We start from the raw sequence: 25,343 nt of genomic DNA, 5'->3' as shown, positions 1-25,343 counted from the left end.
GGACGATTGCACTCATGTCGACCTACCGCCTGAAAAACCTACTGTCGCCCCGATCGGTCGCGCTGGTCGGCGCCAGCTCCCGCCCGGTCTCAGTCGGGCGCGCGGTCCTGGAGAACATTCGCAAGGCGGATTTCAAGGGGCAGTTCGGCCTCGTAAATCCACGCCATGCCGAGATCGGCGGCGTCGCGGCGGTGAGCAGCCTGGACGAGCTGCCTTTCGTGCCCGAGTTAGTCGTCATTACTGCGCCCGCGCGTGATGTCCCTGAAATCATCGACCAGGCCGGCCGTCGCGGCTCGGCCGGCGCCCTGATCGTCTCGGCGGGACTCGGTCACGGACCCGGATCGCTTCAGGAAGCCGCTACCGCTGCCGCGCGCAAATACGGCATGCGGCTGATCGGCCCCAACTGCCTTGGCATCATGATGCCCGGCGCAAGCCTCAACGCGAGTTTCGCCGCGCACATGCCGGGGGCGGGAAACCTCGCGCTGATCTCCCAGTCGGGCGCGATCGCGGCCGGGATGGTGGATTGGGCTGCGCAGCGCGGCGTCGGCTTTTCGGGCATCGTCACGATCGGCGATCAGATCGACGTCGACATCGCGGACCTGCTCGATCATTTCGCAATGGACCACAAGACCCGCGCGATCCTGCTCTATATCGAGGCCATCAAGGACGCGCGGAAATTCATGTCGGCCGCGCGCGCCGCGGCGCGCGTGAAACCCGTCGTTGTGGTGAAGTCCGGCCGCATGGCGCAGGGTGCGAAGGCGGCGGCCACGCATACGGGTGCGCTTGCAGGTGCGGACGCGGTCTATGATGCGGCCTTCCGCCGGGCCGGCGTCCTCCGGGTGTCCGATCTGCGCGAGCTGTTCGATTGCGCCGAGACGCTCGGCCGGATCGGATCGCCGGCGGGTAAGCGCCTCGCCATACTGACCAATGGTGGCGGCATCGGTGTCCTGGCGGTCGACCGGCTGGCGGACCTCGGCGGAATTCCTGCGCCCATGACGTCAGATACGCGCGAAAAGCTCGACGCGGTGCTGCCACCGACCTGGTCCGGCGCCAACCCCATCGACATCGTCGGCGACGCGGATGCGTCGCGCTACGGCGCGGCGCTGCAGGTGCTGCTCGACGATCCCGGCAATGACGCGGTTCTGGTGCTCAACGTGCAGACCGCGATTGCATCGGCCGCCGAGATCGCGGCGACTGTGACGGAGCTCGTCGTCAAGTATCGCGAGAAGCACCGGAGTTGGGCCAAGCCCGTGCTTGCGGCCTGGGTCGGGGCTGACCAGGAGATCATCGCGACGCTGTCCGGCGCGGCCATTCCGAACTATCCGACCGAAGACGATGCGGTGCGTGGCTTCATGCATATGGTCCGGCATCGCGAGGTGGTCGATGAGCTGAGCCAGGTTCCGCCGGCGATGCCGGACACCTTCGTGCCGGATGTCGCGGCTGCGAAGCAGATCGTCACCGCGGCCATCGCAGACGGGCACAAATGGCTCGAACCCGTCGAGATCAAGCATCTGCTTGGGTGCTATGACATCGCCATGGTGCCGACCTATGCGGCCGCAGATGTCGAGCAGGCGGTCGCCTATGCGGATGAGATATTCGCGCAAGGCGCGACCGTCGTGCTCAAGATCATGTCGCGCGACATCGTGCACAAGTCCGACGTCGGCGGTGTCGTGCTCAATCTGACCACGCCGGATGCTGTACGCGTGGCCGCTGTCGAGATTCTCGCTCGGGCGAAGAAGCTCCGGCCTGAAGCCCGCATTGACGGCGTCATCGTCCAGGCGATGGTCGTCAAGGCGAAGGCGCGCGAGCTGATCCTGGGCCTCGCTGACGATCCCACCTTTGGCACCGTCGTCGTGTTTGGGCGCGGCGGGACGGCGGTCGAGATCATTAACGATAAAGCCTTGGCGCTGCCGCCGCTCGATCTGCAGCTCGCCCGTGACCTGATCGAGCGCACCCGTGTGTCGCGATTGTTGCCCGCGTATCGGGACGTGCCGGCTGTCAAGCAGGACGCCGTCGCCATGGTGCTGGTCAAGTTGGCGCAGATGGCGACGGACATCCCCGAAATCCGCGAGTTCGAAATCAATCCGTTGCTGGCGGACGAAACTGGCGTGACCGCCGTCGACGCCCGCGTCGCGGTGGCGCCGCCGCAGCGGAAATTTGTAGGCTCCGGCCCCGCCAATTTCGCCGTCCGCGCCTATCCTTCGCAATGGGAGCGCCGGCTCGCGCTCAAGGACGGTTGGCGCATCTTCGTGCGGCCGTTGCGCCCGGAGGACGAGCCGACCATCCACGAGTTCCTGCGCCATGTGACGCCGCACGACCTTCGCCTGCGCTTCTTCGCGCCGATGAAGGAGTTTACCCACGAGTTCATCGCGCGCCTGACCCAGCTCGACTACGCGCGCGCTATGGCGTTCATTGCGTTCGATGAGAAGAATGAGATGGTCGGCGTGGTGCGGCTTCACTCGGACTCGATTTACGAGAGCGGCGAGTACGCGATCCTGCTGCGGTCCGACCTCAAGGGCAGGGGGCTCGGATGGGCCCTGATGCAACTGATCATCGACTACGCCAGGTCCGAAGGGCTCAAGACCATCTCGGGTGACGTTCTCAAGGAGAATGTCGTGATGCTCGAAATGTGCCGGCAGCTCGGTTTCGAGATTAAGCCGGACCCGACCGAGCCTGATATCTGTGACGTGCGGCTGAAGCTCTGACGCGCGCCGGCTATGAGCGCGCTCCGGGCGCTGTATCCGCTGCGGGCTCTCTGGCCGACTTTCGCATGTTCTTGACGATGATTGCGATCAACGGCACCAGCACCGGCACGATCGTGCTGAGCGGATGATGGACCGCGCCGGTCAATTGAGCCTGTAACGCCCGGGCTTCGAGCTGGAGGGCCTCGATTGACGTGCCGTGGATTTCATTGGCGAGCTCGATGTCGCGGCCCGAGGGCGGGCGTCCGGCGACGATGAACAGGACCGTCGCGATGGCGAAATTGATCGCTCCCAAGACGCCGGCTGCGGCGATCGCGCTCCAGATCTGGACGAGAGAAAAATAGGCGGACAGCTCGAGCATCAGCAGCCCGAATGCGGCGATCAGCGCCGCGAAGGCGCGCAGACCGAGTCCGATCAGCAGGTGGCGGAGCCTGATATCCGTGATGATCCTGTCCGTGCGCCACAGGGCGCGCAGATGCTTGGCCACATTCTCCGTATTCAACTAGTGCCTCCTCAGCATGAAGCCGACGACCACGCCGAGCGCAAAGGCGGATGCGAGCGAGGTGACGGGGCGCTCTGCGATAAACTCATGCAGCTGCTCCTGCTCCTCGCTGACAGTTTCGCCGAGTTCGGTCAGCGCGGCCTTGATCTGATCGGCGAGGGCATCGGCACGATTTTTGGACGTCTCGAACATCTCCTCGCCAGCGGTGCTCAGCAGACGCGTGACGTCGATCTTCAGCGCTTTCAGCTCGTCGCTCATTCTGCCCGTGTCGAACATTGGCGCTCTCCATTCCATGGCGAGAGCCTATGCCGGCGCGCCGGACGGCCATTGATTTGGGTCAAGTGAGCGAGAGCGGACCTGTGTTTGAGGCAAATCTGTTTGAGGCAAGTCTGTTTGACGCAAGTCAATCGAGCCGCTCCATGCCCGCCTAGAACATATTCATCCGGCCCGGTCGTCCCATGAGGATATGCGCGTGAATTCGGAACCCCTGCTGCTGGCAACCTCGTCGGGCGATGCGCTCGAATTGCGGCCCGAGGGACCGTGGATTGCGGTGAACGCGACAAAGCTTGAATCTCTGACTCGATCTGTCGGAGTGGATGTCGATCGATCAAGAGCCGTGACGCTGGACATGTCGGGCATCAGCGCACTCGATACGCTTGGTGCCTGGATCCTGGAGAAATTGTCGCGCAAGGCAGCCTCATCCGGCAGGCGGGCCGAAATCGTCGGGATAGCTGATCATCTCAGCGGTCTGCTGGAGGAGGTACGGCGGGTCAATCGGCACACGCCGGCGCCGGCGGCCGTACCCAATCCGGTCCTGCTCAGTCTGAATGATCTCGGCAAGGCCACGATCGGTGCCCGCGAAGAGATCACGATCTTTCTGCAAATGCTGGGCGCTTTGTTCATGGTGGTCATCGGCGTCGTACGCCGGCCGCGCTCGTTGCGGCTGACTTCGCTGGTCTATCAGCTCAACCGGATCGGGTTTCAGGCGATTCCCATCGTCGTGCTGATCACATTCCTGATCGGCGCCATCATCGCGCAGCAGGGGTTCTTCCATTTCCGCCGGTTCGGAGCGGAGTCCTACACCGTCGATATGGTCGGCATCCTCGTCCTGCGCGAGCTCGGCGTGCTGATCGTCGCCATCATGGTCGCGGGACGTTCGGGGAGTGCCTACACTGCCGAGCTCGGCGCGATGAAAATGCGCGAGGAGATCGACGCACTCTCGACCATGGGGCTCGATCCCGTCGAAGTTCTGATCTTGCCGCGTGTGGCCGCGCTCATCATCGCGCTGCCAATTCTCGCCTTCATCGGATCGATTGCCGCGCTCTATGGCGGCGGCCTGGTTGCGCAGTTCTACGGTGATATGGGGCCGGCGATCTACGTCGCCCGGCTGCATGAGGCCGTCTCCGTCACGCATTTCGAGGTCGGCATCCTGAAAGCGCCGTTCATGGCGCTGGTGATCGGCATCGTCGCCTGCAGCGAGGGATTGCGCGTCAAGGGCAGTGCGGAGTCGCTGGGACGGCAGACGACAACATCGGTGGTCAAGTCGATCTTCCTGGTGATCGTGCTGGACGGCCTGTTCGCGATCTTCTTCGCCTCAATCGGGATGTGACAATGCCCGAGCTACATGACGAGTTAGCGATCCGCATCCATGACCTCGTGGTCGGTTTCGGTCGCCAGACCGTGCTCGATCATTTGTCGCTCGACGTCCGCCGCGGCGAGATTCTCGGGCTGGTGGGCGCCTCCGGGGGCGGCAAGTCGGTGCTGATGCGCACCATCATCGGCCTCATCCGGCGTCGCAGCGGCTCGATCGAAGTCATGGGACAACCGATCGGGGGCACGCACGACCGGAGCCGGGCAGCGACTTGGGGCATTTTGTTTCAGCAGGGCGCGCTGTTCTCCTCTCTGACAGTCCGGCAGAACGTACAATTTCCGCTTCGCGAAAATCTCACGCTGTCGCAGGAGCTGATGGACGAGATCGCGATCGCCAAACTGGAGATGGTTGGGCTGCGGGCGCAGGACGGCGATAAATATCCGTCGGAACTGTCGGGCGGCATGACCAAGCGCGTGGCGCTGGCACGCGCGCTCGCGCTCGATCCGCCGATTCTTTTCCTCGACGAGCCGACGTCCGGTCTCGATCCGATTGCCGCCGGCGATTTCGATGCGCTGATCCGGACGCTGCAAAAGACCCTGGGGCTCACCGTCTTCATGGTCACCCATGACCTCGCCAGCCTCACCACGGTCTGTGACCGCGTCGCCGCGCTCGCCGACGGCATGATCGTGGCCATCGGCCCGATGCGCGATTTGCTGCAATCCGAGCATCCCTGGGTGCGCGCCTATTTCCACGGCAAGCGCTCGCAGATGCTGCAATCACAGATGAGATGAGATATGGAAATCCGCGCTCCCTACGTGTTGATCGGCAGCTTTGTGCTGGCCGCGATCCTTGCGGTGTTCGGCTTCGTCTATTGGCTGAACAACACCGGTGGAATCGGGCCGCGCACGAATTACCATTTGCAATTCCAGGGGCCGGTGCCGGGCCTTCTGGTCGGCGCTGGCGTGCTGTTCAACGGCATCCGTGTCGGCGAGGTGATCCAGCTCGGCCTTGCGCCTGACAATCCGCGCTTCGTCAACGCGACGATCTCGGTTGCCTCGACGACGCCTGTCCGTACCGACACTAAGGTCAGGCTCGATTTCCAGGGGTTGACCGGCGTGCCGGTGGTAACGCTCGAGGGTGGCATGCTCGTCGCCAAGTCCGGCGAGCCACAGACCCTAGTCGCCGAGGCGGGCGCGGGCCAGAGCATGACGCAGGCGGCGCGCGATGCTTTGCGGCGCGTCGACACCGTGTTGGAGGACAATTCCGGTCCCCTCAAGGACACCATCGCGAATTTCAAGACATTCTCCGATGGCCTTGCGCGTAACACCGGCAAGCTTGACGGCATTCTGGCAGGCCTGGAAAAGATGACCGGCGGCGGCGCACCTGTGCAGAAGATCACCTATGACCTCCGCACGCCGCAAAACCTCGGGCCGGCCGGCAAGACGCTCTCGGCGTCGCTGGCCATTCCCGAGCCGACTGCTGTTGCGATGCTCCAGACGCAGCGCATGCTGTTCGCGTCGGTTGGAGACAACCAGGGCTTTGCCGATTTCCTGTGGGCCGACAGCATTCCAAAGTTGGTGCAGGCGAGGCTGATCGATAGCTTTGAGAATTACGATATCGCCCACGCCCCGCTGCGGACGACTGATCTGGGCCAAGCCGACTACCAGCTCCTGATCGACATCAGGCGCTTCCGGATCGCCACGGAGGGTGAGACGCGGGTCGAAATCGGACTGTCGGCGCGGATCGTCGACAAGGCCGGCAAGGTGATCGCATCACGCCTCGTCGAGACCAGCGAGAAGCTCGACAGAGTCGAGCCGGCTGGAGCGGTCGCGGCGTTCGACGCGGCCTTCGCCCGCATCGCCAAGGAGCTGATCGACTGGACGGTGCAGGCGGTCTGACATTCGAGCACTTCAGAACAGGGCGGGTATGTCCGCCAAAATTGATCTGGGTCAATCGGCTTTGGAACAGTGCAGTAAAATGCACCCCGCGCGGTGGATTCGATCCGATACGGAGAACAGCCGACGCTTGGAGCGATGGATGAGGACTTCCGTGGTGACGATCAAGCCCAACGGTTATTTTTGCACCGATTGTGCAGTCCGCGGCTTCGCGGTTTGTTCGTCGCTGGATGCGGCTGAGCTGAGGGCGTTCGAGCATCTCGGGCGCCGCGTCCATTTCGCCACGGGAGAGACCGTGTTCTCCGAGGAGGACATCACCACCTCGTTCTACAATCTGCTCGAGGGCGTCATGCGGCTCTACAAGCTGCTGCCTGACGGCAGGCGGCAGATCGTGGGCTTTGCACTGCCAGGAGACTTCCTGGGGATGAATATTTCGGGCCGCCACAATTTTTCGGGCGATGCCATCGGCGCGGTGACCGTGTGCCAGTTCGCCAAGGCGCCGTTCGGTCGCTTCATCGAGGATCGGCCGCATCTGCTCAGGCGAATCAACGAGATGACGATTCGTGAGCTGAGCCAGGCGCGCGACCACATGGTTCTGCTCGGCCGTCGCTCAGCGGATGAGAAGGTCGCGACCTTTCTACTCGGCTGGCGCGAGCGGCTGTTCTCGCTCGAGGGATTGTCGAACACGGTCCCACTTCCGATGAGCCGGCAGGACATTGCGGACTATCTTGGCCTGACCATCGAGACCGTCAGTCGCACCTTCACCAAGCTGGAACGGCACGGAGCGATCGAGATACTCCATGGCGGAATCAGCCTGCGCGATCCCGCACGCGTCGAGGCACTGGCTGCGGCCTAACTCTCGGCCCGGCCCAACGGCCGCTTATTTTTTGATCCCGATCAATGACGCCGGTCGCGCACCTCGAATAATGGCCGGAATAAGGTGGGGAGGGTGCGATGCCGATTGACGCGTTGCTGGTGATCATTGCCGGCGTAGCGATCTTTGTCACATTCGCAGCCGCGTTGGCTTGGGCGGATCGATAAACAAATGCAGACCGGCTCGACTCGGACACGCCGCGCCGAAGTTCCTGAGATCATTGCCACATTTTGACGTGACTGCCGTGGGGGCATGGTTGGCAGACCCAACTGTGGCATGCTCGCTCCTGCAACTCTGCATGATCTGAAGCGCGTCGGCGCACCCTGCGGGTGCGATTTCCAGCGCGGGCCACGGCACTTAAACGACATTTGCTTCAAACTGTATCCATGCTTTCCGGTTGAAAAGCCCGACAACACTGACTACGCAGGAACCCCAGTGCCTCGCAGTCTTAGGAGTCCCGGCGTGCCTCAGGACAAGACCGGCGACCCCCGGCAGCCGTCGGGTAATAAACTGTCGGTTCTGCGGAAGCATCCGATCTTCGCAGATCTGGATCCGGATGCGCTCGATCAACTCTGCCGCTACGCCAAGCACACCACGGTCAAGCGCGGTGCGACGATCGCCGCCAAGGGTGACCCCGGCAATAATCTGTTCGCGGTGATCTCCGGAACAGTGAAAATTTCCTCCTCGTCGCCCGACGGCCGGAACGCCATTCTCAATCTGATCGGTCCCGGCGAAATCTTCGGCGAGATCGCGGTGCTCGATGGTGCACCACGGTCGGCGGACGCGACCGCCAACACCAATTGCGAACTCTACATCATCGACCGCCGCGATTTTCTTCCGTTCGTGAAGAGTCAGCCGGCGCTTGCGATGAAATTCATCGAGCTGCTCTGCGCGCGGCTGCGCTGGACCAGTCAGCAGGTCGAGCAGGTGATCTTGCAGAATCTGCCGGGCCGGTTGGCGAGCGCGCTGCTCGGCCTCACCGAGGAGCGCAAATTCGACTCCGGCAGCGGCACGCTTGCGATCACCCAGCAGGAGATCAGCGAGATGGTGGGGATGACGCGCGAGAGCATCAACAAGCAATTGCGCGCCTGGTCCGGACGCAACTGGGTGCGTCTCGAGCACGGCGCGATCGTCGTGCTCGATACCGATGCGCTGCGCGAGCTTGCCGAAAGCGGCCTCGACGGCGAGTGATCTTGCCGGTCTAGCCGTCGATGATCGCAACCGCGCGGGTCCAGCCCGCGGAGGCGCGTTCGATCTTCACCGGAAAACATGAGACGGTGAATCCGGTCGAGGGCAATTGCTCGAGATTGTTCAGCTTCTCGAGATGGCAGTAGCCGATGTGCCGCCCAGCCTTGTGGCCCTCCCAGATCAGGCCGGCATTTTTTGTTTCGGCATATTTCTTTGCCGTGAAGACGAACGGCGCATCCCAGCTCCAGCCGTCGGTGCCGGTCAGCCGGACACCGCGCTCGAGCAGATACATGGTGGCGTCATAGCCCATGCCGCAGCCGGAGTTGACATAATCCGGCTGGCCGAATTTCGCGCCGGCGCTGGTGTTGACGACGACGATTTCCAGCGGCGACAGCATGTGGCCGATGCGCTTGAGCTCCTTCTCGACGTCGCCGGCGGTCGCGACATGGCCATCCGGCAGATGCCGGAAGTCGAGCTTCACGCCGGGCTGCAGGCACCACTCCAGCGGAACCTCGTCGATGGTCCATGATCGCTCGCCGCGATTCATCGTCGGATGAAAGTGCCAGGGCGCGTCGAGATGCGTGCCGTTATGCGTGGACAGCGAGACCTGCTCAACGGCCCAGCCCTGGCCATCCGGCAGGTCCTCCGCCTTGAGGCCGTCGAAAAACTGCAGCATGCGCGGCAGTCCTTGCTGGTGATCGATGTAATGAATCGTCGGGTGATTGCCCGGTGGATCGGCGGGCACATCGTTCTGCAGCGGCACGGAGATGTCGATCAGCTTCCGCGGCATGGGCATTCCCTCAAGATGGTCATTTGCTTCGATGCATCTTGAGGGGGCACCGCCCGCGACGTCAAGTAACGCTCCTGCGCGGCATTATTCGGAAAGATAGAAGTTTTCGCCGATCGTCCCCATGGGCACCGAGTGGTTGATCAATGCAACTCCAGCATCGATCAATGCCGCATTTGGCTTGGACTCAGAATGCCGCCCGCCCTAGGGACGACACTGGCGATATCGCGTCGACGGGGCGCGTTCGTACAGGATGAGACGATCGTCTCGTCCGAACCTCAAGCCGCAATCAATAGCGGTCGAGTACAACACCAGAGAAACGTCCATGGATACGATGAGCATCGTTACCGCGCATCCGGCATTGGCCGATGACGCGGCCCGATTGCCGGGGAGCCGGCACTTGCCGCACAGGTCCCCCCGCAGGAGCGGGCGCGATCATCGTCGCACTGTCCCGGACAGACATTACCAATCAGCCAAATCCCCTCGACTCCGCCACGCAATCCTACGAAGGTGGTGCAGTTGCAGCGCTTGACTTCACACCTGAAGTGGAGCGACCCAAGGTGGCCCGCAGCACGTGCCCAACGACGACATAATCAACTCAGGAGGAAACCCCAGATGAAGACACTAATCGGTATCATCGCAGCCGCTGCACTGACAGTCTCGGCGCCGTTCGCGACGGCGCGCGATTTCCGCTCCGCCGACGTCCACCCGGCCGACTATCCGACCGTCGAGGCCGTCAAGTTCATGGGCAAACAGCTCGCGACAGCGAGCGGCGGTAAGCTTGGCGTGAAGGTGTTTCCCAACGGAGCCTTGGGCTCGGAGAAGGACACCATCGAGCAGCTCAAGATCGGCGCGCTCGACATGATGCGGATCAACGCATCGCCGCTGAACAATTTCGTGCCGGAAACCGTCGCCTTGTGCCTGCCCTTCGTATTCCGCGACACCCAGCACATGCGCACGGTTCTCGATGGGCCGATCGGCGATGAGATCCTCGCGGCCATGGAGCCTGCGGGCCTGATCGGCCTCGCCTATTACGACAGCGGCGCCCGGTCGATCTACACCGTCAAGGCCCCGATCAAGTCGCTCGCCGACCTCAAGGGCCTGAAGATCCGCGTCCAGCAGTCCGACCTGTGGGTCGGCATGATCGAGAGCCTCGGCGCCAATCCGACGCCGATGCCGTATGGCGAGGTCTACACCGCTCTGAAGACCGGTCTGGTGGACGCCGCCGAGAACAACTGGCCCTCCTACGAATCCTCGCGCCACTTCGAGGCCGCCAAGTTCTACAACGTCACCGAGCACTCGCTGGCGCCTGAAGTCCTCGTGATGTCCAAGAAGGTCTGGGACACGCTCAGCAAGGAGGATCAGGCGATGATCCGCAAGGCGGCCAAGGATTCGGTGCCCGTTATGCGCAAGCTCTGGGACGAGCGTGAGCTGGCTTCGCGCAAGACCGTCGAGGCAGCCGGCGTTCAGGTCGTCACCATCGCGAACAAGCAGGAATTCGTCGACGCGATGAAGCCGGTCTACGCCAAGTTCGCCGGCGACGAGAAGCTCTCGAGTCTCGTCAAGCGCATCCAGGCCACGAAGTAGCACCATAGCGCATCCGGTCCGGCGTCGCCGCGAGGCGGCACCGGACCCTTGCAAGGAGACGATGATGACAGACCCTCACGTCGCAGACCACGAGCAGGAAGTCGCCGGGCGACCGTCGACCGGCTTGCTGTCGCGGATCAACGCCGTCATCGCGCGCCTCGGCATGTATCTGTCCGTGACCGGCCTGCTCATCATCGTCACCATCGTGTTCTACCAGGTGTTTGGACGTTACGTGCTCAATTCCAGTCCGACCTGGACCGAGAACCTTGCACTGGTGCTGATCCTCTACGTCACGCTGATCGGCGCCGCCGTTGGCGTGCGCGATGCCGGACATATCGGCATGGATAGTTTGCTGGTGATGCTTCCGGATCATGTGCGCGAGAAGATCGAGCTCGTGATCCACGTCCTGGTGGCGATCTTCGGCGTTGCGATGGTCTACAACGGCTGGATCCTCGGCGCGTCGGTCGGAACCGTGCATATCCCCAATCTCGGCCTGCCCGAGGTCGTCCGCTACGTGCCGCTGATCGTCTCGGGCGTTCTGATCGTCTCCTTTTCAATCGAGCACATCATTGCTCTCCTGCGTGGCGAAGAGGTCGTCCCCTCATGGAACTGATTATTCTCGGCGCCACCTTCTTCGGCTTCCTCGTCCTCGGCGTACCGGTCGCCTTCGCGATCGGCCTCTCGGCGATCTGCACCATCCTCTACGAAGGCCTGCCGGTCGCCGTCATCTTCCAGCAGATGATGTCGGGGATGAACATCTTCTCGTTCCTGGCCATCCCGTTCTTCGTCTTCAGCGGTGAGCTGATGCTGCATGGCGGCGTCGCCGACAAGATCGTGCAGCTCGCCAAGAATCTCGTCGGCCACATCCGCGGCGGCCTCGGCATGTCGAACGTGGTGGCCTGCACGCTGTTCGGCGGCGTCTCCGGTTCGCCCGTGGCCGACGTGTCGGCGATGGGCGCGGTGATGATCCCGATGATGAAAAAGGAAGGGTTCGACACCGACTACGCCGTCAACGTCACCACCCACGCCTCGTTGGTGGGAGCCTTGATGCCGACCAGCCACAACATGATCATCTATGCGCTCGCCGCCGGCGGCAAGGTCTCGATCGGCGCGCTGATCGCCGCGGGCCTCCTGCCGGCGCTGGTGCTGATGATTTGCATGCTGGTCGCCGCCTACGCGGTCGCGGTGAAGCGCGGATATCCCGCCGGCAAGTTTCCGGGCTGGGCCGAAGTGTTCCGCTCGTTCGCGGCGGCTCTGCCGGGCCTGTTGATCGTCGCCATCATCCTGACGGGCATCCTGTCCGGCGTTTTCACCGCGACTGAATCTGCCGCCGTTGCCGTCACCTACACGATCGTGCTGACGTTCTTCATCTACCGGACCATGACCTGGAACAACTTCCTGCATGCTGCCGCCAAGGCGGTGAAGACGACGGGCGTGGTCCTGCTGCTGATTGGCGTCTCCACCATGTTCCAGTATCTGATGGGACTCTACGAGGTCGCCGACTTCGCGGGCGACCTGATGAGCAGGGTGTCCACACATCCCTGGGTGATCTTCCTGCTCATCAACGTCATCCTGTTCCTGCTCGGCACGTTCATGGACATGGCGGCAACCATCCTGATCTGCACGCCGATCTTCCTGCCGATCGCAATGAAGGCGGGCATGGATCCGGTGCAGTTCGGCATGCTGATGCTGATCAACTGCGCGCTCGGGCTGAACACCCCGCCGGTCGGGACGACGCAGTTCGTCGGCTGCGCCATTGGCGGCATCTCGGTCGGCGCGGTGATGCGCACCATCCTGCCGTTCTACGCCGCCCTGATCGCGGCGCTGATGTTCGTGACCTACGTCCCGGCCTTCTCGCTGTGGCTGCCCCGTCTGCTGATGGGATACAAGGGATAGCTGTCGTGCGTTCGTCGGCATTGGCCGGCGAACCGCGCCTGCGATAGTTTGGGTCACAGCAACAGGGAGAATCTGTCCGTGACTGACTATCGCAAGCTCTTCGACCTCACCGGCAAGACGGCCGTGGTGCTCGGCGCCGCATCGGGCATCGGCAAATCGTCGGCCGAGGCGCTGGCCGGGCTTGGCGCCCGCGTCGTCTGCGCCGATCGCGCGCTTGAGGCGGCAGAGGCGACGGCTGCGGGCATCCGCGGCAACGGTGGCTGGGCCGAGGCGGCGGCGTGCGACGCCGCGAGCGCTGCCGACGTCAACGCGCTCGCCAAAACCGTGATGCTGAAGTTCTCGCGGCTCGACATCGCGGTGACGACGCCCGGGCTCAACATCCGTAAGACCATCCTCGACTACACCGAGGAGGATATCGACCGCGTCCTGAACCTCAACGTCAAGGGCACGGTCTGGTTCTTCCAGGCTTTCGGCCGCATCATGGTCGAGCAGAAGGGCGGCAGCATCATCGCCTGTTCCTCGGTGCGTGCTGTGACCATCGAGCCCGGCCTCGGCGTCTACGGCTCGACCAAGGCGGCGATCGGTCTCCTCGTGAAGGGCTTTGCCTCCGAGGTCGGTCGCTCCGGCGTGCGCGTCAACGCGATTGCGCCGAGCATCGCCGAGACCGCGCTGACCAGCCCGTTCAAGCAGCGGCCCGACATCTACAATCTCTACGCCGGCCACACCGTGTTCAACCGCTGGAGCAGCGCCGACGAGGTCGCGACGGCCGTCGCCTACCTCGCCTCGGACGCCGCGAGCTATGTCAGCGGCAGCACGCTGTTCGTCGATGGCGGCTGGACCGGGGTCGACGGTCCGCCGACCGGTCTCACCCAGCTGCACACATAAGGTTCGCATCTAGCCGGCAAAGCCCACGCGCTGGCGCAGCTCCCTGTGATCTACACCGGTCAGCAGTGCAATCAGCCCAGCCGCTTCGTTCGGATGCGCCGCTTGCGTGGTCACGCCGGCCGCATACATCGTCATCAGCTCGCATCCCGGCGGCAGCGATCCCGATAGCGCGATGCCGTCGGTCGCGATGATCTCGGTCGCCTGCGTGCATCCGATCGGCCGCGTCGCGGTGGACGACGCCAGCTCGCGCATCGCTGTCGCGCCGTTCGGAAAAATCTTCAGGCGCGAGGTGACCTCATAGGCGATGCCGAGCTGATCCAGCACTTTTGCGACGTGCTGGCCCGCGGTCGAGGCCTTGGTGTCGGGAACGTAGATGGCGTCCGCGGAGCGCAGGACCTCGCGCAGATCAGCCTCCGTCTTCACGGTCACCTTGGGATCGCGGCCACGGACCGCCAGCGCGGTCTCGACCCGGCCGACATCGGCGATCGAGGAGGGGACGACAAGTTTCTCCGCGGCAAGCTTTGCAAGCAGGGCCTGCGTCAGGATGACGAGATCAGCCGGCGCGCTGGTGCGCAGCTTGTCCGCCATCACGCCAACCGCGCCGAATTCGCCGTCAATGCCAAATCCGGTCCTCGCCTTGAAGTCCTCGCTGAGGCCGCGCACCAGGCCTTGCGCCGCGCCGCCGCTCAAAATGTTCACTGTGGTCACGATGCAAGCTCCATGGCTGCGATGATTTTGTCGCGTGTGATCGGCAGGTCGCGCACGCGTATGCCGAGGCAGTCGTGGATCGCATTCGCAATCGCGGCTGTCACCGGGCCGTGCGCGGCTTCGCCTGCGCCGACCGGCTCGATCTCCGGCCGCTGGATGATCTCGACGTCCACCGCGGGCACTTCGCTGAAGGTCAGGATCGGATAGTCCGTCCAGGAGGTGGACGTGATCCGTGTTTGGTCGAAGCGGACGCGCTCCTTCAACACCCAGCTCGTCACCTGGATCGCGCCGCCCTCGATCTGGTTGACGACGCCGTCCGGATTGATGGCCTCGCCCACGTCGACCGCCAGCGTCAGCCGTCTCACACGAATCTCGTCGGTGCCTTCGATCTCAGCAATCGCGGCGCAATAGGCGCCGGTGTTCTTGTAACGAGCAAAGCCGACGCCGTGGCCGATGCCGGATCGTCGTTCGGGCTTCCAGGCCGCACGTCGCGCCGCTGCGCGGATAACCTCGCGTGCCCGCTCGTCGCGGAGGTGCCGCAGGCGAAACGCGATCGGGTCCTCGCCGCGCAGGGCTGCGATTTCGTCGAGCAGGGATTCGATTGCAAACACATTGCCCTGCGCGCCGAGGGTCCGCAGCGCCGAGGTGCGCACCGGCATGGTCAGGAGGCGATGGCTCGTGATCGTCCATGCCGGAAGATCGTAGAGCGGGACGGAGTTGCGGTCTCCGCCGCCCCCATTGGCAGCCGGGGGATTCGTCGAGATCATGCGTGGATAGGGATTTTCGATCTCGGTCGCGGCGAGCAGGGCAGGTTGGGTCGCGCGCCCTGGCCGCGCGGCATGGCCGTTGCTCCAGATCGCGTGGCGCCAGCCGACGATCTCGTTATCCGCGTCGAGATCGGCCTCGATCTCGATGGCCATCGCGGCACCAAACGGCGCGTGCGACATCTCGTCGTGGCGCGACCACTGCACCCGCACCGGGCGGCCGCCGGCGGCTTTCGCCAGCAGCACGGCATCGAGCGCGACATCGTCAGCCGCATTGTGCCCGTAGCAGCCCGCGCCCTCCATATGCTCGACGATGATGTTTGCGGGCGGCACCTTGAGCACGATCGCGAGATCGGCGCGGAGCAGATAGACGCCCTGGCTGTGCGTCCAGACATGGACCTGGTCGCGATCCCATCGCGCCATCGCACAGGACGGCGCAATCGAGGCATGCGCGATATAGGGGCGGGTGTATTGCCGGCGGAGCGTGCGCGTAGCTTTTGCCGTCGCTGCGGCCTTGGTGTCGATGACGGTGGTCTCGATCGGCTGGCTTCTCAGGAAGCCGGCCAGACCGTTTTCATCGGGCAGCGGCTCGCCGGCCGACCATGTCGCACCCTTGCGCAAGGCTTTCAGTGCGGCTTCCGCCGCGGCCTCGCTGTCGGCGACGACGCCCGCAAAGCCGCCGTCGCGGACGATCGCGACGAGCCCGGAAACGGCGCCTGCGAGCCCTTCGTCGAGCGCGATCAGCTTCGCGCCAGAGACGTCCGGCCGCAGCACGCGTCCGTGCACCAATCCCGGCAGCGCCCGGTCATGGATGAAGCGCGACCGCGCGAACACCTTGTCGGGAATGTCGACGCGCTGGACCGAATGCCCGGCCACGCTACGTGTGGCGGAGGACTTCGCCACAATACCCGCAATGGCATCGTGGTCGAGCGAAACGTGATCCGACAGCTCCCAATAGCTGGTCCTGATATTGCCGGGCCCGGAGATTGTGCCGTCCTCGACGCCGAGCAGCGACGCATCGACGCCGAGGCGTTCGGATGCTGCCGCGAGGAAGCGTTGGCGTACCTCGGCGCAGGCGTGGCGCAGTGCGCGGCCGGACTGCTGGATCGACAGGCTGCCGGAGGTGACACCCTCATTCGGGCTCGCTGCCGTCGAGGCGCGGATCATGTCGATGCGGCCGATCTCGACGTCGAGCTCGTCCGCCGCGATCTGCGCCAGTGCAGTCACAATGCCTTGGCCGATTTCGACCTTGCCGGGCGAGACCGCCACGCGGCCTTCGCCGATGAACTTCACCCAGGACGACAGTTTTGGATTGGCTGCAAGGCTGACCGGCAGTTTCGGGGCAGGGGACGGCGCACTCATGACGTCGCTATCTCCGATGCTGCCAGGAGCACGGCGCGGACCATGCGGTTGTGCGATCCGCAGCGGCACAGATTGCGATCGAGCGCCGCTCTGACCTCGGCTTCCGTCGGCGATGGATTGCGCTTGAGCAGCGCCGCCGCGCTGATCAGGATACCCGAGACGCAATAGCCGCATTGCATCGCCTGTTCGGAGATGAAGGCGCGTTGCAGCGGATGCGGTTGCTCGGCGGTGCCGAGGCCTTCCAGGGTGACGATTTGCTTGTCTGCCACCGACCACATCGGCATGTCGCAGGACGCCATCGCGCGGTCGCCGACCAGCACGTAACAGGCGCCGCATTCACCGGCCCCGCAGCCGAAATGTGGACTGGTGGTGCCGAGCCGGCCACGCAGCACATCGAGCAGCGTTTGATCGGAATCGGCATCCACCGCCACCGTCGCGCCGTTGAGCTGGAATCGAATGGTGGGCATGGCGGCTAAAGCCTCAGGATTTGTCGAACTTCTTGACGACATCGGCCCATTTCGCGATGTCGCTGTGCAGGAATTTCTCGAACTCCTCCGGTGTCATCGACATGGGTACCGCACCCTGCTCGGTCCAGAGTTTGACGATGTCCGGCCGCTTCACCATCGCGTTCACGGCCGAATTGAGCTTTTCGATGACGGGCTTTGGCGTGCCCACTGGAGCCATCAGGCCGAGCCAGATCGTCGCCTCGTAGCCGGGAACGCCGGCCTCGCCGGCAGTCGGCACATTGGGCAGCACTGCGGAGCGCTGCTGGCCGGTGGTCGCGAGCGCGCGGACCTGGCTCTCTCCGATGTTCGACGCCATAGCCGGCACCGCATCGATCATCATCTGTACCTGGCCGCCGATCACGCCGCTGCGTGCCTCGCCGCTGTTGCGGTAGGGGACGTGGACGACATCGATGCCGGCCATCGCTTTGAACAGTTCGCCCGCCATGTGGTAGGGCGTGCCCTGGCCGGAGGAGGCGTAGTTCAATTTGCCCGGCTGCGCCTTGGCGAGCGCGATGAACTCCTGCAGCGTCTTCACTGGGACTTGCGGGTTCACCACGATGACGAGATCGGAATAGTTCACCGGCGCGATCGGCGCGAGGTCGCGCATCAGATCGTATTTGCGCTGCTCCGGCGTCAGCAGCGATTCATTCGCGGTCTGGGTGTTGGACATCAACAGCAGCGTGTAGCCGTCGGGCGGCGACTTCGCCGCTTCGACCGTGCCGATGACGCCGCCCGCGCCGGTGCGGTTCTCGACCACGAAGGGCTGGCCAAAGCGCTCCTGCAGCACCTGGCCGATCAGCCGGGCCGCGACATCGGCCGGGCCGCCGGCGCCGAAGGGCACGACGATCCGGACCGCGTGCGCGGGATAACCTTGCGCCAGGGACGGAGTTGCGGAGAGAGCGGTGAGCAGGCCGGCGGCCAGCGCCAGCATCAATCGTCGGGCCGTCACACCCACCTCCCTGAACTCGTTTTTGTTGGCCGGCACTGTAGCGGCAGCGGGCGCAGACTGTCGACGCCTCACAAAGTCGATTTCGGCCGGAATATCGAGCCGTTTTCGGTGTGGCCGTGGGGCATTTCGCGGTCGCGGGAGGAACAGGCCAGGCGCACGGTTTGAGCATTTTGCATGGGCATTGCCGGATAAATGCCCTCGGCTGCCCGGTCGTTTGATGTTACCAAATTGGTCATGAACCAGCACGCCAAGATCGAGATCCGCCACTCCACCTGTCCGCACGATTGCCCGTCGGCCTGTGCGCTCGATATCGAGGTGGTCGAGGGGCGCAGCATTGGCCGCGTCCGGGGTTCGAAGAAGCAGACCTATACGGCCGGCGTGGTCTGCGCCAAGGTCGCTCGCTATGCCGAGCGCATCCATCACCCGGAGCGGGTTACGTTTCCGATGCGCCGGACCGGACCGAAGGGCTCCGGCCAGTTCGCGCGGATCTCCTGGGACGAGGCGCTCGACGAGATCGCCGATCGCTTCAACCAGGCCGAGCGTGAGTTCGGCGCGGAATCGATCTGGCCGTACTACTACGCCGGCACGATGGGGCTGGTGATGCGCGACGGTCTCAACCGCCTCACGCATGTGAAAAAATATTCGCGCTTCTATCAGACGATCTGCGCCAATGTCGGGCGCATTGGCTTTGCGATCGGCACCGGCAAGATCGCCGGCGTCGATCCGCGCGAGATGGCGCTGTCCGACCTCGTCGTGATCTGGGGCACCAACCCCGTCAACACGCAGGTCAACGTGATGACGCATGCCGCACGTGCGCGGAAGGAGCGCGGTGCGAAGATCGCGGCGGTCGATATCTACGACAACGAGACCATGAAGCAGGCGGATATCAAGATCCTGCTGCGGCCCGGCACCGACGGCGCGTTTGCCTGCGGCGTGATGCATGTTCTCTTCCGCGACGGCTATGCCGACCGCGCTTATATGGACAAGTACACCGACTGCCCCGCCGAGCTCGAGGCGCATCTGAAGACGCGCACGCCGGAATGGGCCTCTGCGATTTGCGGCGTGCCGGTGGCGGAGATCGAGGCCTTCGCCAAAGCTGTCGGCGAGACCAAGCGGACCTTCTTTCGGCTCGGCTACGGCTTTACCCGCTCGCGCAACGGCGCGACGCAGATGCATGCGGCGAATTGCATTCCCGCGGTGACCGGCGCCTGGCAGTACGAGGGCGGCGGCGCCTTCTTCAACAATTACGCGCTGTGGCATTTCAACGAAGCCGTCATCGAAGGTCATGATGCGCTCGACAAGTCGGTCCGCGCGCTCGACCAGTCGCAGATCGGCCGCATCCTCACCGGCGATGCCGAGGCCCTGCTCGGCAAGAGCCCGGTCAAGGCGATGCTGATCCAGAACACCAACCCGATGACGGTCGCGCCAGAGCAGGCGCTGGTGCGGCAGGGGTTTGCGCGCGAGGATCTGTTCGTCGCGGTGCACGAGCAGTTCATGACCGAGACGGCGCAGATGGCCGACATCGTGCTGCCCGCGACCATGTTCATGGAGCATGACGATCTCTATTACGGCGGCGGCCATCAGCACATCTCGGTCGGCCCCAAGCTGATCGACCCGCCCGATGAATGCCGCTCCAACCACCAGGTGTTGCAGGCGCTGGCGCCGCGACTTGGCGCCAAGCATCCGGGCTTCGACATGACGCCGCGCGAATTGATCGACGCGACGCTGAAGCTCAGCGACCACGGCGACATCGCCGGTCTCGAAGCCGACATCTGGCGCGATCTGCAGCCGGACTTCCGCACTGCGCATTATCTCGATGGCTTTGCTCATCCCGACAAAAAATTCCATTTCAAGGCGGATTGGACGCATCCGCCGTTCGGCCAGACCATGGGCGAGTTCGACAAGATGCCGTCGCTGCCGGACCATTGGGCCGTGATCGAGCACACTGATCGGGCCCATCCGTTCCGGCTCGCGACCAGCCCGTCGCGCAGCTTCCTCAACACCACCTTCAACGAGACCCCGTCCTCGCAGGCGCGCGAGGGCAAGGCGAGCGTGATGATCCATCCGCTGGATGCGGCTGCGCTCGACATCGCCGACGGCGACGCTGTGACGCTCGGCAATACCCGTGGCGAGACCACGCTGATTGCCGCGCTGTTCGAGGGGGTGCGGCGCGGGGTGCTGATCGCGGAGTCCGTGCATCCGAACAGGAACCATATCGGTGGCCGCGGCATCAACATGCTGACAGGCGCGGACACGATTGCCCCGATCGGCGGCGCTGCGTTCCACGACAACAAGGTCTGGATCAGGAAGGCGACTGCTGCCTGAACCGCGCTCGCACCTTGATCGCGCGCAATTTTGCGTCGAGGCGCTAAAGCCGCGCCATCTGACAGATTGCCCTTGCACCACGCGCCTGAGCTGCCGCAAATGGCTGCAAACCGGGAGCAAGGATAGAGCGTCATGACCGACACCACAGGCGTCATCACCGAGAAGCGCGGGCAGGCGTTCTGGATCACGATCAACCGGCCGGAGAAGCGCAACGCGCTGAACGGCGATGTGATCGCGGGCATCACACGCGGCTATCGCGACGCGCATGACGACAAGGACGTCCGCGTCATCGTGCTGACCGGTGCGGGCGACAAGGCGTTTTGCGCCGGCGCCGATCTGCAGAACTCCGGTGCGGCCTTCGCGATGGATCATTCCAGACCAAACGTCGATTATGCCGATCTGTTGCGCCTGTCGCAGAATGCGACCAAGCCCGCGATCGCGCGCGTCGGCGGCGTCTGCATGGCCGGCGGCATGGGGCTGCTTTGCATGACCGACATGGCGGTTGCGGCCGATCATGTCATCTTCGGCCTGCCGGAGGTGAAGGTCGGCGTGTTTCCGATGCAGGTGCTGAGCCTGTTGCAGGAGATCGCGCCGCCACGGCTCGTCAACGAATGGGCGCTCACCGGCGAGCCGTTCGACGCGAGTGCTGCGAAGGATGCGGGCCTGCTCAACTACGTCGTGCCCACGGCCGAACTCGACGCCAAGGTGGACTGGCTGATCGGCCGCATCGTCGACAAATCCCCGACCGCGATCCGCCGCGGCAAATACGCCATGCGCGCCATCGCCTCGATGTCGTTCGACGAGAGCATTGCCTACACCGAAAGCCAGATCGCACTGCTCGCCATGACCGAGGACGCCAAGGAGGGGTTGAAGGCGTTTAGCGAGAAGAGGAAGCCATTGTGGACGGGAAAATAGGCGGCCAAGTCTGCGAACGTTCGATGCTGCGGTCGGCCGACGGACCTCTAGTCAGCGAGACGATTGGCGTTCAGCCGAATAAGGAGTGATCTTGTCCGCTCCTCCCGACGCTTCTTTGCGGCTGTAATCAGCTGCTTGCCGGTGCGCTTGGCGTAGGTCGGCAGTTGGCGGCTCGATCTATGGCGGCCGGCGGCGCGCAATTCTGCATCCGTAAGATCGCTGTCGGCGCCTTCGGTAAATCCTCCGTGTCGGAAGGAAGTAAAGGAAAGTTCCGGGCGAAGGCTGGCCTCGGCGATAATCTTTTTTACCACGCTGCGCAGATAGCGCAGATCCTTGCGTGGTGTAATCCAAGGAAGCGGGGTCGCCGACCGACGATGAGCATGGTCGCGCCTGAATACCAAGCCCGGGAGCGACGTTTTTTTAATCTCGTCTAGCTCATCCATAAGTTCAGGAAAGAGAGGAGCGCCTGTTTCGTCTGACAGCGGCCACCAGGCTTCCTCTCCGTTCTTTGGATGCACAATCCTGACACTATTTGGCCGCTCGCTAGGGCGATAGTGTGAAATGTCGAAGGCACCGAACACGTGCTGCTCTCGTTGCAACCATTCCCAAGACAACAGAGCAGCTGTTGCGATCGAGTGATAGTCGAGCCTCTTCGCCGCATCTCTGAACGCAACGAGTTCGTCCCAAGTTGCCGTTGGCGTAGCCCGTATCGGCCGACCTGGCGCACGTGATTTTAACCCCATCCGTGAAAACGGATTGCTCGCTGGTACCAATTTTTCTTGAGCGCGATGACCAACAAACCAAGCGCGCCGGCAGCTCGCCATGGCCACATTTGCATAGCGCCGGCGCTCGCGGACGGTTACCTCTCCGTTGCTACCGACTTTCGTTACTACTAACAGCTTTCCATAGATTGCGTCGACGAACGCCTTCGTGAAATCGGACAATTGCTTCGAACCGACGCGACTTCCATCCTTCAACTCATGATTGGCGAAGAGGGCAAGGCTCTTCCTGTACTGCCGCTGAGTGTTGCTGTCGATTTCGTTCCATTTCTGGTGGGCTTGGAAGACGTGGACTAGCCAGTCGAAGGTGCCGGTTTCGGGAGAGGCCTGCACTATGTCACTGAGGCCTTGCGAGCGCCAACTATCGAAGGCCGGCAAGAGGACTTTCTCCACCCGCTCGACAGCGGCGGCGCAATCGGTTCCTAACGCTTCCGGTCCTAAGTCGCAGCCTTGTCGACGAGCCCAGGTTGGCGGTGTAAAATAATAAGCCATCTGATTGGTCGCCAACAGCTTTTGCCGACAATAGCGAGGAAGTCTTGGTGCGGTATCAAGCGATATCATACTAGGCATAAGAGGTCTTCCGGTTCCCTGGCATCTCTTGTTCCAATAGGTGCCGCAAAGTGGTCCAGGGTCGCTTTCGACCAGATCGGCTGCCGCAGCCGTCCGTTTCCGCGATAGCACACCGGTGGCGGTGCATCTCCTCGGTGGATCGCGCGCGCGAGATCGCGTGTATTTTCAAAGTCCAGGTACGCCGCTGCCATGTCCGCTCTCATCATCGCGGGCCACGTACCAGCAGGTGGGTAGCGAGCAGGCAGCGCAGCGCGTGCCGGAGATGGACTTTCTGGTCTCACTGATGCGTGACCGCTTAAGTGTAACAAGCGCTGAATTGGCAGAAGGACGACGTCCAGTCTCGGAGCTCTAGATCGCCCTCGGCTTGTAGTCGGTAGAGCTAGAGCCGGACTGGGTCATAGAGAACTCTTACGCTGAAGTAGTTTTCGTCTCCACTGCGCAGCGCGGTTTGGCGGTGATCGGTCGACTTTGCGCGCGAAAAGGAGGCCTTGGCGAGCAGCTCTCGAGCAGACCAATTTGAGATCCCCCTGCGTGAGATGGTTTCGTTTCTTCGTGCGAGACGTCGGTGGACCGCTAGCAGGCAGTCAACTGCTTTAAATGCATCATCAATGGTCTTTCCGACAAGGTCGCCGGTGAACCTGCATTGAATATATCGGGACAGCTTTTGGTGTCGGAATTTGAAGGTGAAGGCTGCATCAGAACAACTCTTATCCATGTAGGTCCAATTCGACCACTGCTCGGTTAGTCTCTTTTCGACCGCGATGATCGGTCCTGAGCATCTTACTGCACAGAGAAGCCGGAATGGTTGCAGGCATCAGTGGCCGTTGGTTGCCCACTTGAGATGGATGGACGACTCAAAGCCGAACTTGCAACCAGAGACGGCGCCAGGGCAGGTAGAGAGGATCTCAAGAAGCGTTTTCCATGCTTCAGATCAGGATCGATGACGCGCAGGCGCAAGCGCGCGAGAAAAATCTAGATCATCAGAGTCGAATCTGAGCTGCTCCTTCTGCTGGCGCACGTGCGGCTTCGCCGCACCGGGCTCTCGTGAACCGAGCCGCCTTGCGTCTCGGCCATCCGGCTTCGATCCCTCGCGCAGAGACTAGCGGAGCTCCTCGCCGGGGGCACTCGGGAAAGGGGCTCGCCTTCGGCGATCGCTATCACTGCCCCGTTCCCGGGTGCCGCTGTTAACCGGTCTCGTCGCTGCACTCGGACCCGCGTGCCCCTTCGGGTCGCTATGCTCACGCTCTCCGGGTGCCATTTCAGTCGGGCGATGCGCAAGTGGCGCACGCCTGATCAGGGCCTTCGGCCCCAGGCAATCAAGGCCATATCCCATGAAGAAATGAGCGGAGGCGGCTCGTTTCGCAGATTCTTCGTCCTCACCGTCGTGCGTGCGGCGAGGGCCAACGGCCTCGTTAATCACACGGCGACGTTTCCTCGCGGACAGAGCCGGAGAGTAAGAGTGCCGGCCGGGTTTTGCCGTGACGGGTTACAGGCTGCGAGAGAGGCTCGCGGCGCCCGTCGCGGAGACCCGCGATGTCCAGACACTATTCTCGGGCGCGTACCGGTGAGAACCGAGCAAGCCTTTATGACGAAATCACCAACAAGATCATCGGCGAACTTGAGGCCGGCCGACTACCCTGGGTGCAGCCTTGGGGCACCGCGGCGAAGGCGTCTTTGGCCATGCCGAAAAGCGCCGCGACCGGCCGCCAATACAGTGGCATCAATATTCTGATCCTCTGGGGGGCCGCCACCGAGCGAGCATTCACGGGTCAGAGCTGGCTTACCCTCCGCCAGGCTCTGTCGCTCGGGGGGCACGTCCGCAAGGGCGAGCGCGGGACGACCGTGGTCTATGCCGATCGCTTTGTACCGGTTGACGAAAAGCGGCGCGCGAGCGAAACGGGCGACGAAGCGCAGGCCATCCCATTCCTCAAGCGCTTCACGGTCTTTAATACCGATCAATGCGACGATCTGCCTTCGAAGATCACGACGACGGCGCCGCCTCCGCCGCCAGGCCTGATCGAGCCGCGTGTCGAAAAGCTCATCAAGGCGACCGGCATCAACTTCCGCATCGGCGGCAACCGTGCCTTTTATGCATCGGCAGAAGACTATGTGCAGGTGCCTCCACCGCAAGCCTATTTTGAGTCGATCAATTGGCATCGAACGGCCTTGCACGAGCTGGCGCATGCCAGCGGCCATCAGTCACGTCTCAACCGCGACTTGTCAGGCGGCTACGGCACCAAGAAGCATGCTTTTGAAGAGTTGATCGCGGAGATATCGGCTGCGTTTAGTTGCACGTCGCTCGGTATCGTACCGACGGTGCGACATGCCGACTATATCGGGTCTCGGCTCGAGGTGCTGCGCGAGGACAATCGCGCGATCGTGCGAGCTGCCTCACAAGCCAGCAAGGTTGCGGATTATCTGCTTGGCTTTTCTGCTGGGGTCAGTTGTTGACGTCACGACCGACAGAGGGGAGCAGGAGGCAGCGTGAAGATCTCGCCAGCCGCTTTTGAAACGAGAGTGAGAGGGGAGATGCGGTTTTCGCGACGGGTTGGAGGCCG

Annotated in this window: 22 protein-coding genes; 13 read left to right on the top strand and 9 right to left on the bottom strand. The window is 63.2% G+C overall.

Going from position 1 to position 25,343, the window contains the following annotated elements; translation table 11 throughout:
* The first annotated feature begins 14 nt into the window (after positions 1–14).
* On the top strand, positions 15–2,705 hold the full coding sequence (locus tag K3F49_RS04225; RefSeq protein ID WP_234679638.1) for a bifunctional acetate--CoA ligase family protein/GNAT family N-acetyltransferase: 2,691 nt from the start codon (positions 15–17) through the stop codon (positions 2,703–2,705).
* Positions 2,706–2,715: 10 nt separating this feature from the next.
* Here K3F49_RS04225 and K3F49_RS04220 read toward each other — a convergent pair whose 3' ends face one another.
* Together K3F49_RS04220 and K3F49_RS04215 are read right to left on the bottom strand one after the other, a co-directional pair.
* On the bottom strand, positions 2,716–3,204 hold the full coding sequence (locus tag K3F49_RS04220) for a phage holin family protein (RefSeq protein ID WP_234679637.1): 489 nt from the start codon (positions 3,202–3,204) through the stop codon (positions 2,716–2,718).
* Complete coding sequence (locus K3F49_RS04215; protein ID WP_234679636.1) at positions 3,205–3,480, bottom strand: hypothetical protein; 276 nt, start codon at positions 3,478–3,480, stop codon at positions 3,205–3,207.
* A gap of 196 nt (positions 3,481–3,676) precedes the next feature.
* Here K3F49_RS04215 and K3F49_RS04210 point away from each other — a divergent pair, with 196 nt between their 5' ends.
* The 5 genes from K3F49_RS04210 (at position 3,677) to K3F49_RS04190 (ending at position 8,755) form a co-directional block, all read left to right on the top strand.
* Positions 3,677–4,813 carry an MlaE family lipid ABC transporter permease subunit gene (locus K3F49_RS04210; RefSeq protein ID WP_234679635.1) on the top strand — a complete coding sequence of 379 codons (1,137 nt, stop codon included), beginning with the start codon at positions 3,677–3,679 and terminating at the stop codon, positions 4,811–4,813.
* Positions 4,814–4,815: 2 nt separating this feature from the next.
* Positions 4,816–5,586, top strand: coding sequence for an ABC transporter ATP-binding protein (locus K3F49_RS04205; RefSeq protein ID WP_234679634.1), 771 nt, complete (start codon positions 4,816–4,818; stop codon positions 5,584–5,586).
* Positions 5,587–5,589: 3 nt separating this feature from the next.
* Complete coding sequence (locus tag K3F49_RS04200; protein ID WP_234679633.1) at positions 5,590–6,693, top strand: ABC-type transport auxiliary lipoprotein family protein; 1,104 nt, start codon at positions 5,590–5,592, stop codon at positions 6,691–6,693.
* Between the two features lie 139 nt (positions 6,694–6,832).
* On the top strand, positions 6,833–7,546 hold the full coding sequence (locus tag K3F49_RS04195) for a helix-turn-helix domain-containing protein (protein ID WP_234679632.1): 714 nt from the start codon (positions 6,833–6,835) through the stop codon (positions 7,544–7,546).
* Positions 7,547–8,026: 480 nt separating this feature from the next.
* Complete coding sequence (locus K3F49_RS04190; RefSeq protein WP_148775381.1) at positions 8,027–8,755, top strand: Crp/Fnr family transcriptional regulator; 729 nt, start codon at positions 8,027–8,029, stop codon at positions 8,753–8,755.
* Between the two features lie 10 nt (positions 8,756–8,765).
* On the opposite strand, the gene K3F49_RS04185 is transcribed toward K3F49_RS04190, so the two are convergent.
* Entirely contained in the window at positions 8,766–9,542 is a 777-nt protein-coding gene (locus K3F49_RS04185) for a cyclase family protein (protein ID WP_234679631.1), read from the bottom strand.
* A 612-nt stretch (positions 9,543–10,154) separates the two neighbouring features.
* Here K3F49_RS04185 and K3F49_RS04180 point away from each other — a divergent pair.
* The 4 genes from K3F49_RS04180 (at position 10,155) to K3F49_RS04165 (ending at position 13,907) form a co-directional block, all read left to right on the top strand.
* Positions 10,155–11,126, top strand: coding sequence for a TRAP transporter substrate-binding protein (locus tag K3F49_RS04180; protein ID WP_234679630.1), 972 nt, complete (start codon positions 10,155–10,157; stop codon positions 11,124–11,126).
* A gap of 64 nt (positions 11,127–11,190) precedes the next feature.
* Positions 11,191–11,739 carry a TRAP transporter small permease gene (locus K3F49_RS04175; RefSeq protein WP_234679629.1) on the top strand — a complete coding sequence of 183 codons (549 nt, stop codon included), beginning with the start codon at positions 11,191–11,193 and terminating at the stop codon, positions 11,737–11,739.
* The gene (locus K3F49_RS04170; protein ID WP_234679628.1) at positions 11,730–13,022 is read left to right on the top strand and encodes a TRAP transporter large permease; all 1,293 of its coding nucleotides are present in this window, start codon (positions 11,730–11,732) and stop codon (positions 13,020–13,022) included. The genes K3F49_RS04175 and K3F49_RS04170 overlap by 10 nt, the downstream gene beginning before the upstream one ends.
* Positions 13,023–13,100: 78 nt before the next feature.
* Positions 13,101–13,907: an SDR family NAD(P)-dependent oxidoreductase gene (locus K3F49_RS04165; RefSeq protein WP_234679627.1), complete on the top strand. Its 807-nt coding sequence runs from the start codon at positions 13,101–13,103 to the stop codon at positions 13,905–13,907.
* A gap of 9 nt (positions 13,908–13,916) precedes the next feature.
* Here K3F49_RS04165 and K3F49_RS04160 read toward each other — a convergent pair whose 3' ends face one another.
* From K3F49_RS04160 to K3F49_RS04140, 5 genes are all read right to left on the bottom strand, one after another.
* Positions 13,917–14,615: a molybdate ABC transporter substrate-binding protein gene (locus K3F49_RS04160; protein ID WP_234679626.1), complete on the bottom strand. Its 699-nt coding sequence runs from the start codon at positions 14,613–14,615 to the stop codon at positions 13,917–13,919.
* The gene (locus K3F49_RS04155; RefSeq protein ID WP_234679625.1) at positions 14,612–16,741 is read right to left on the bottom strand and encodes a xanthine dehydrogenase family protein molybdopterin-binding subunit; all 2,130 of its coding nucleotides are present in this window, start codon (positions 16,739–16,741) and stop codon (positions 14,612–14,614) included. The genes K3F49_RS04160 and K3F49_RS04155 overlap by 4 nt, the downstream gene beginning before the upstream one ends.
* A complete protein-coding gene (locus K3F49_RS04150) occupies positions 16,738–17,208 on the bottom strand; it encodes a (2Fe-2S)-binding protein (protein WP_234679624.1) in 471 nt (156 codons plus the stop codon). Before K3F49_RS04150 ends, K3F49_RS04155 begins: the two co-directional genes overlap by 4 nt.
* Before the next feature lie 13 nt (positions 17,209–17,221).
* Positions 17,222–18,178, bottom strand: a complete 957-nt coding sequence (locus tag K3F49_RS04145; RefSeq protein ID WP_234680568.1) for a tripartite tricarboxylate transporter substrate binding protein — start codon at positions 18,176–18,178, stop codon at positions 17,222–17,224.
* Between the two features lie 86 nt (positions 18,179–18,264).
* Positions 18,265–18,432, bottom strand: coding sequence for a hypothetical protein (locus K3F49_RS04140; protein WP_234679623.1), 168 nt, complete (start codon positions 18,430–18,432; stop codon positions 18,265–18,267).
* Here K3F49_RS04140 and K3F49_RS04135 point away from each other — a divergent pair.
* Together K3F49_RS04135 and K3F49_RS04130 are read left to right on the top strand one after the other, a co-directional pair.
* Complete coding sequence (locus K3F49_RS04135) at positions 18,431–20,521, top strand: molybdopterin oxidoreductase family protein (protein WP_234679622.1); 2,091 nt, start codon at positions 18,431–18,433, stop codon at positions 20,519–20,521. The two genes, K3F49_RS04140 and K3F49_RS04135, sit on opposite strands and share 2 nt — an antisense overlap.
* Before the next feature lie 132 nt (positions 20,522–20,653).
* On the top strand, positions 20,654–21,436 hold the full coding sequence (locus K3F49_RS04130) for an enoyl-CoA hydratase/isomerase family protein (RefSeq protein WP_234679621.1): 783 nt from the start codon (positions 20,654–20,656) through the stop codon (positions 21,434–21,436).
* A 47-nt stretch (positions 21,437–21,483) separates the two neighbouring features.
* Here K3F49_RS04130 and K3F49_RS04125 read toward each other — a convergent pair whose 3' ends face one another.
* On the bottom strand, positions 21,484–22,722 hold the full coding sequence (locus K3F49_RS04125; protein WP_234679620.1) for a site-specific integrase: 1,239 nt from the start codon (positions 22,720–22,722) through the stop codon (positions 21,484–21,486).
* A gap of 1,596 nt (positions 22,723–24,318) precedes the next feature.
* Between K3F49_RS04125 and K3F49_RS04120 the strand changes: the two genes are divergently transcribed.
* Positions 24,319–25,236 carry an ArdC family protein gene (locus tag K3F49_RS04120; protein ID WP_234679619.1) on the top strand — a complete coding sequence of 306 codons (918 nt, stop codon included), beginning with the start codon at positions 24,319–24,321 and terminating at the stop codon, positions 25,234–25,236.
* Positions 25,237–25,343: the final 107 nt, after the last annotated feature.

Origin of the sequence: Bradyrhizobium monzae (assembly GCF_021458635.1) — a bacterium.
Classification (GTDB): Bacteria; Pseudomonadota; Alphaproteobacteria; order Rhizobiales; family Xanthobacteraceae; genus Bradyrhizobium.
This window is presented reverse-complemented; position numbering and strand designations above follow the sequence as displayed.

What these genes read in the sequence shown, in the direction of transcription:
- K3F49_RS04150 (WP_234679624.1), bottom strand. Translation starts at nt 17,208, where the DNA reads ATGCCCACCATTCGATTCCAGCTCAACGGCGCGACGGTGGCGGTGGAT.
- K3F49_RS04170 (WP_234679628.1), top strand. Translation starts at nt 11,730, where the DNA reads ATGGAACTGATTATTCTCGGCGCCACCTTCTTCGGCTTCCTCGTCCTC.
- K3F49_RS04140 (WP_234679623.1), bottom strand. Translation starts at nt 18,432, where the DNA reads ATGACCAATTTGGTAACATCAAACGACCGGGCAGCCGAGGGCATTTAT.
- K3F49_RS04180 (WP_234679630.1), top strand. Translation starts at nt 10,155, where the DNA reads ATGAAGACACTAATCGGTATCATCGCAGCCGCTGCACTGACAGTCTCG.
- K3F49_RS04200 (WP_234679633.1), top strand. Translation starts at nt 5,590, where the DNA reads ATGGAAATCCGCGCTCCCTACGTGTTGATCGGCAGCTTTGTGCTGGCC.
- K3F49_RS04225 (WP_234679638.1), top strand. Translation starts at nt 15, where the DNA reads ATGTCGACCTACCGCCTGAAAAACCTACTGTCGCCCCGATCGGTCGCG.
- K3F49_RS04205 (WP_234679634.1), top strand. Translation starts at nt 4,816, where the DNA reads ATGCCCGAGCTACATGACGAGTTAGCGATCCGCATCCATGACCTCGTG.
- K3F49_RS04145 (WP_234680568.1), bottom strand. Translation starts at nt 18,178, where the DNA reads ATGCTGGCGCTGGCCGCCGGCCTGCTCACCGCTCTCTCCGCAACTCCG.
- K3F49_RS04120 (WP_234679619.1), top strand. Translation starts at nt 24,319, where the DNA reads ATGTCCAGACACTATTCTCGGGCGCGTACCGGTGAGAACCGAGCAAGC.
- K3F49_RS04155 (WP_234679625.1), bottom strand. Translation starts at nt 16,741, where the DNA reads ATGAGTGCGCCGTCCCCTGCCCCGAAACTGCCGGTCAGCCTTGCAGCC.
- K3F49_RS04215 (WP_234679636.1), bottom strand. Translation starts at nt 3,480, where the DNA reads ATGTTCGACACGGGCAGAATGAGCGACGAGCTGAAAGCGCTGAAGATC.
- K3F49_RS04195 (WP_234679632.1), top strand. Translation starts at nt 6,833, where the DNA reads ATGAGGACTTCCGTGGTGACGATCAAGCCCAACGGTTATTTTTGCACC.
- K3F49_RS04175 (WP_234679629.1), top strand. Translation starts at nt 11,191, where the DNA reads ATGACAGACCCTCACGTCGCAGACCACGAGCAGGAAGTCGCCGGGCGA.
- K3F49_RS04130 (WP_234679621.1), top strand. Translation starts at nt 20,654, where the DNA reads ATGACCGACACCACAGGCGTCATCACCGAGAAGCGCGGGCAGGCGTTC.
- K3F49_RS04185 (WP_234679631.1), bottom strand. Translation starts at nt 9,542, where the DNA reads ATGCCGCGGAAGCTGATCGACATCTCCGTGCCGCTGCAGAACGATGTG.
- K3F49_RS04135 (WP_234679622.1), top strand. Translation starts at nt 18,431, where the DNA reads ATGAACCAGCACGCCAAGATCGAGATCCGCCACTCCACCTGTCCGCAC.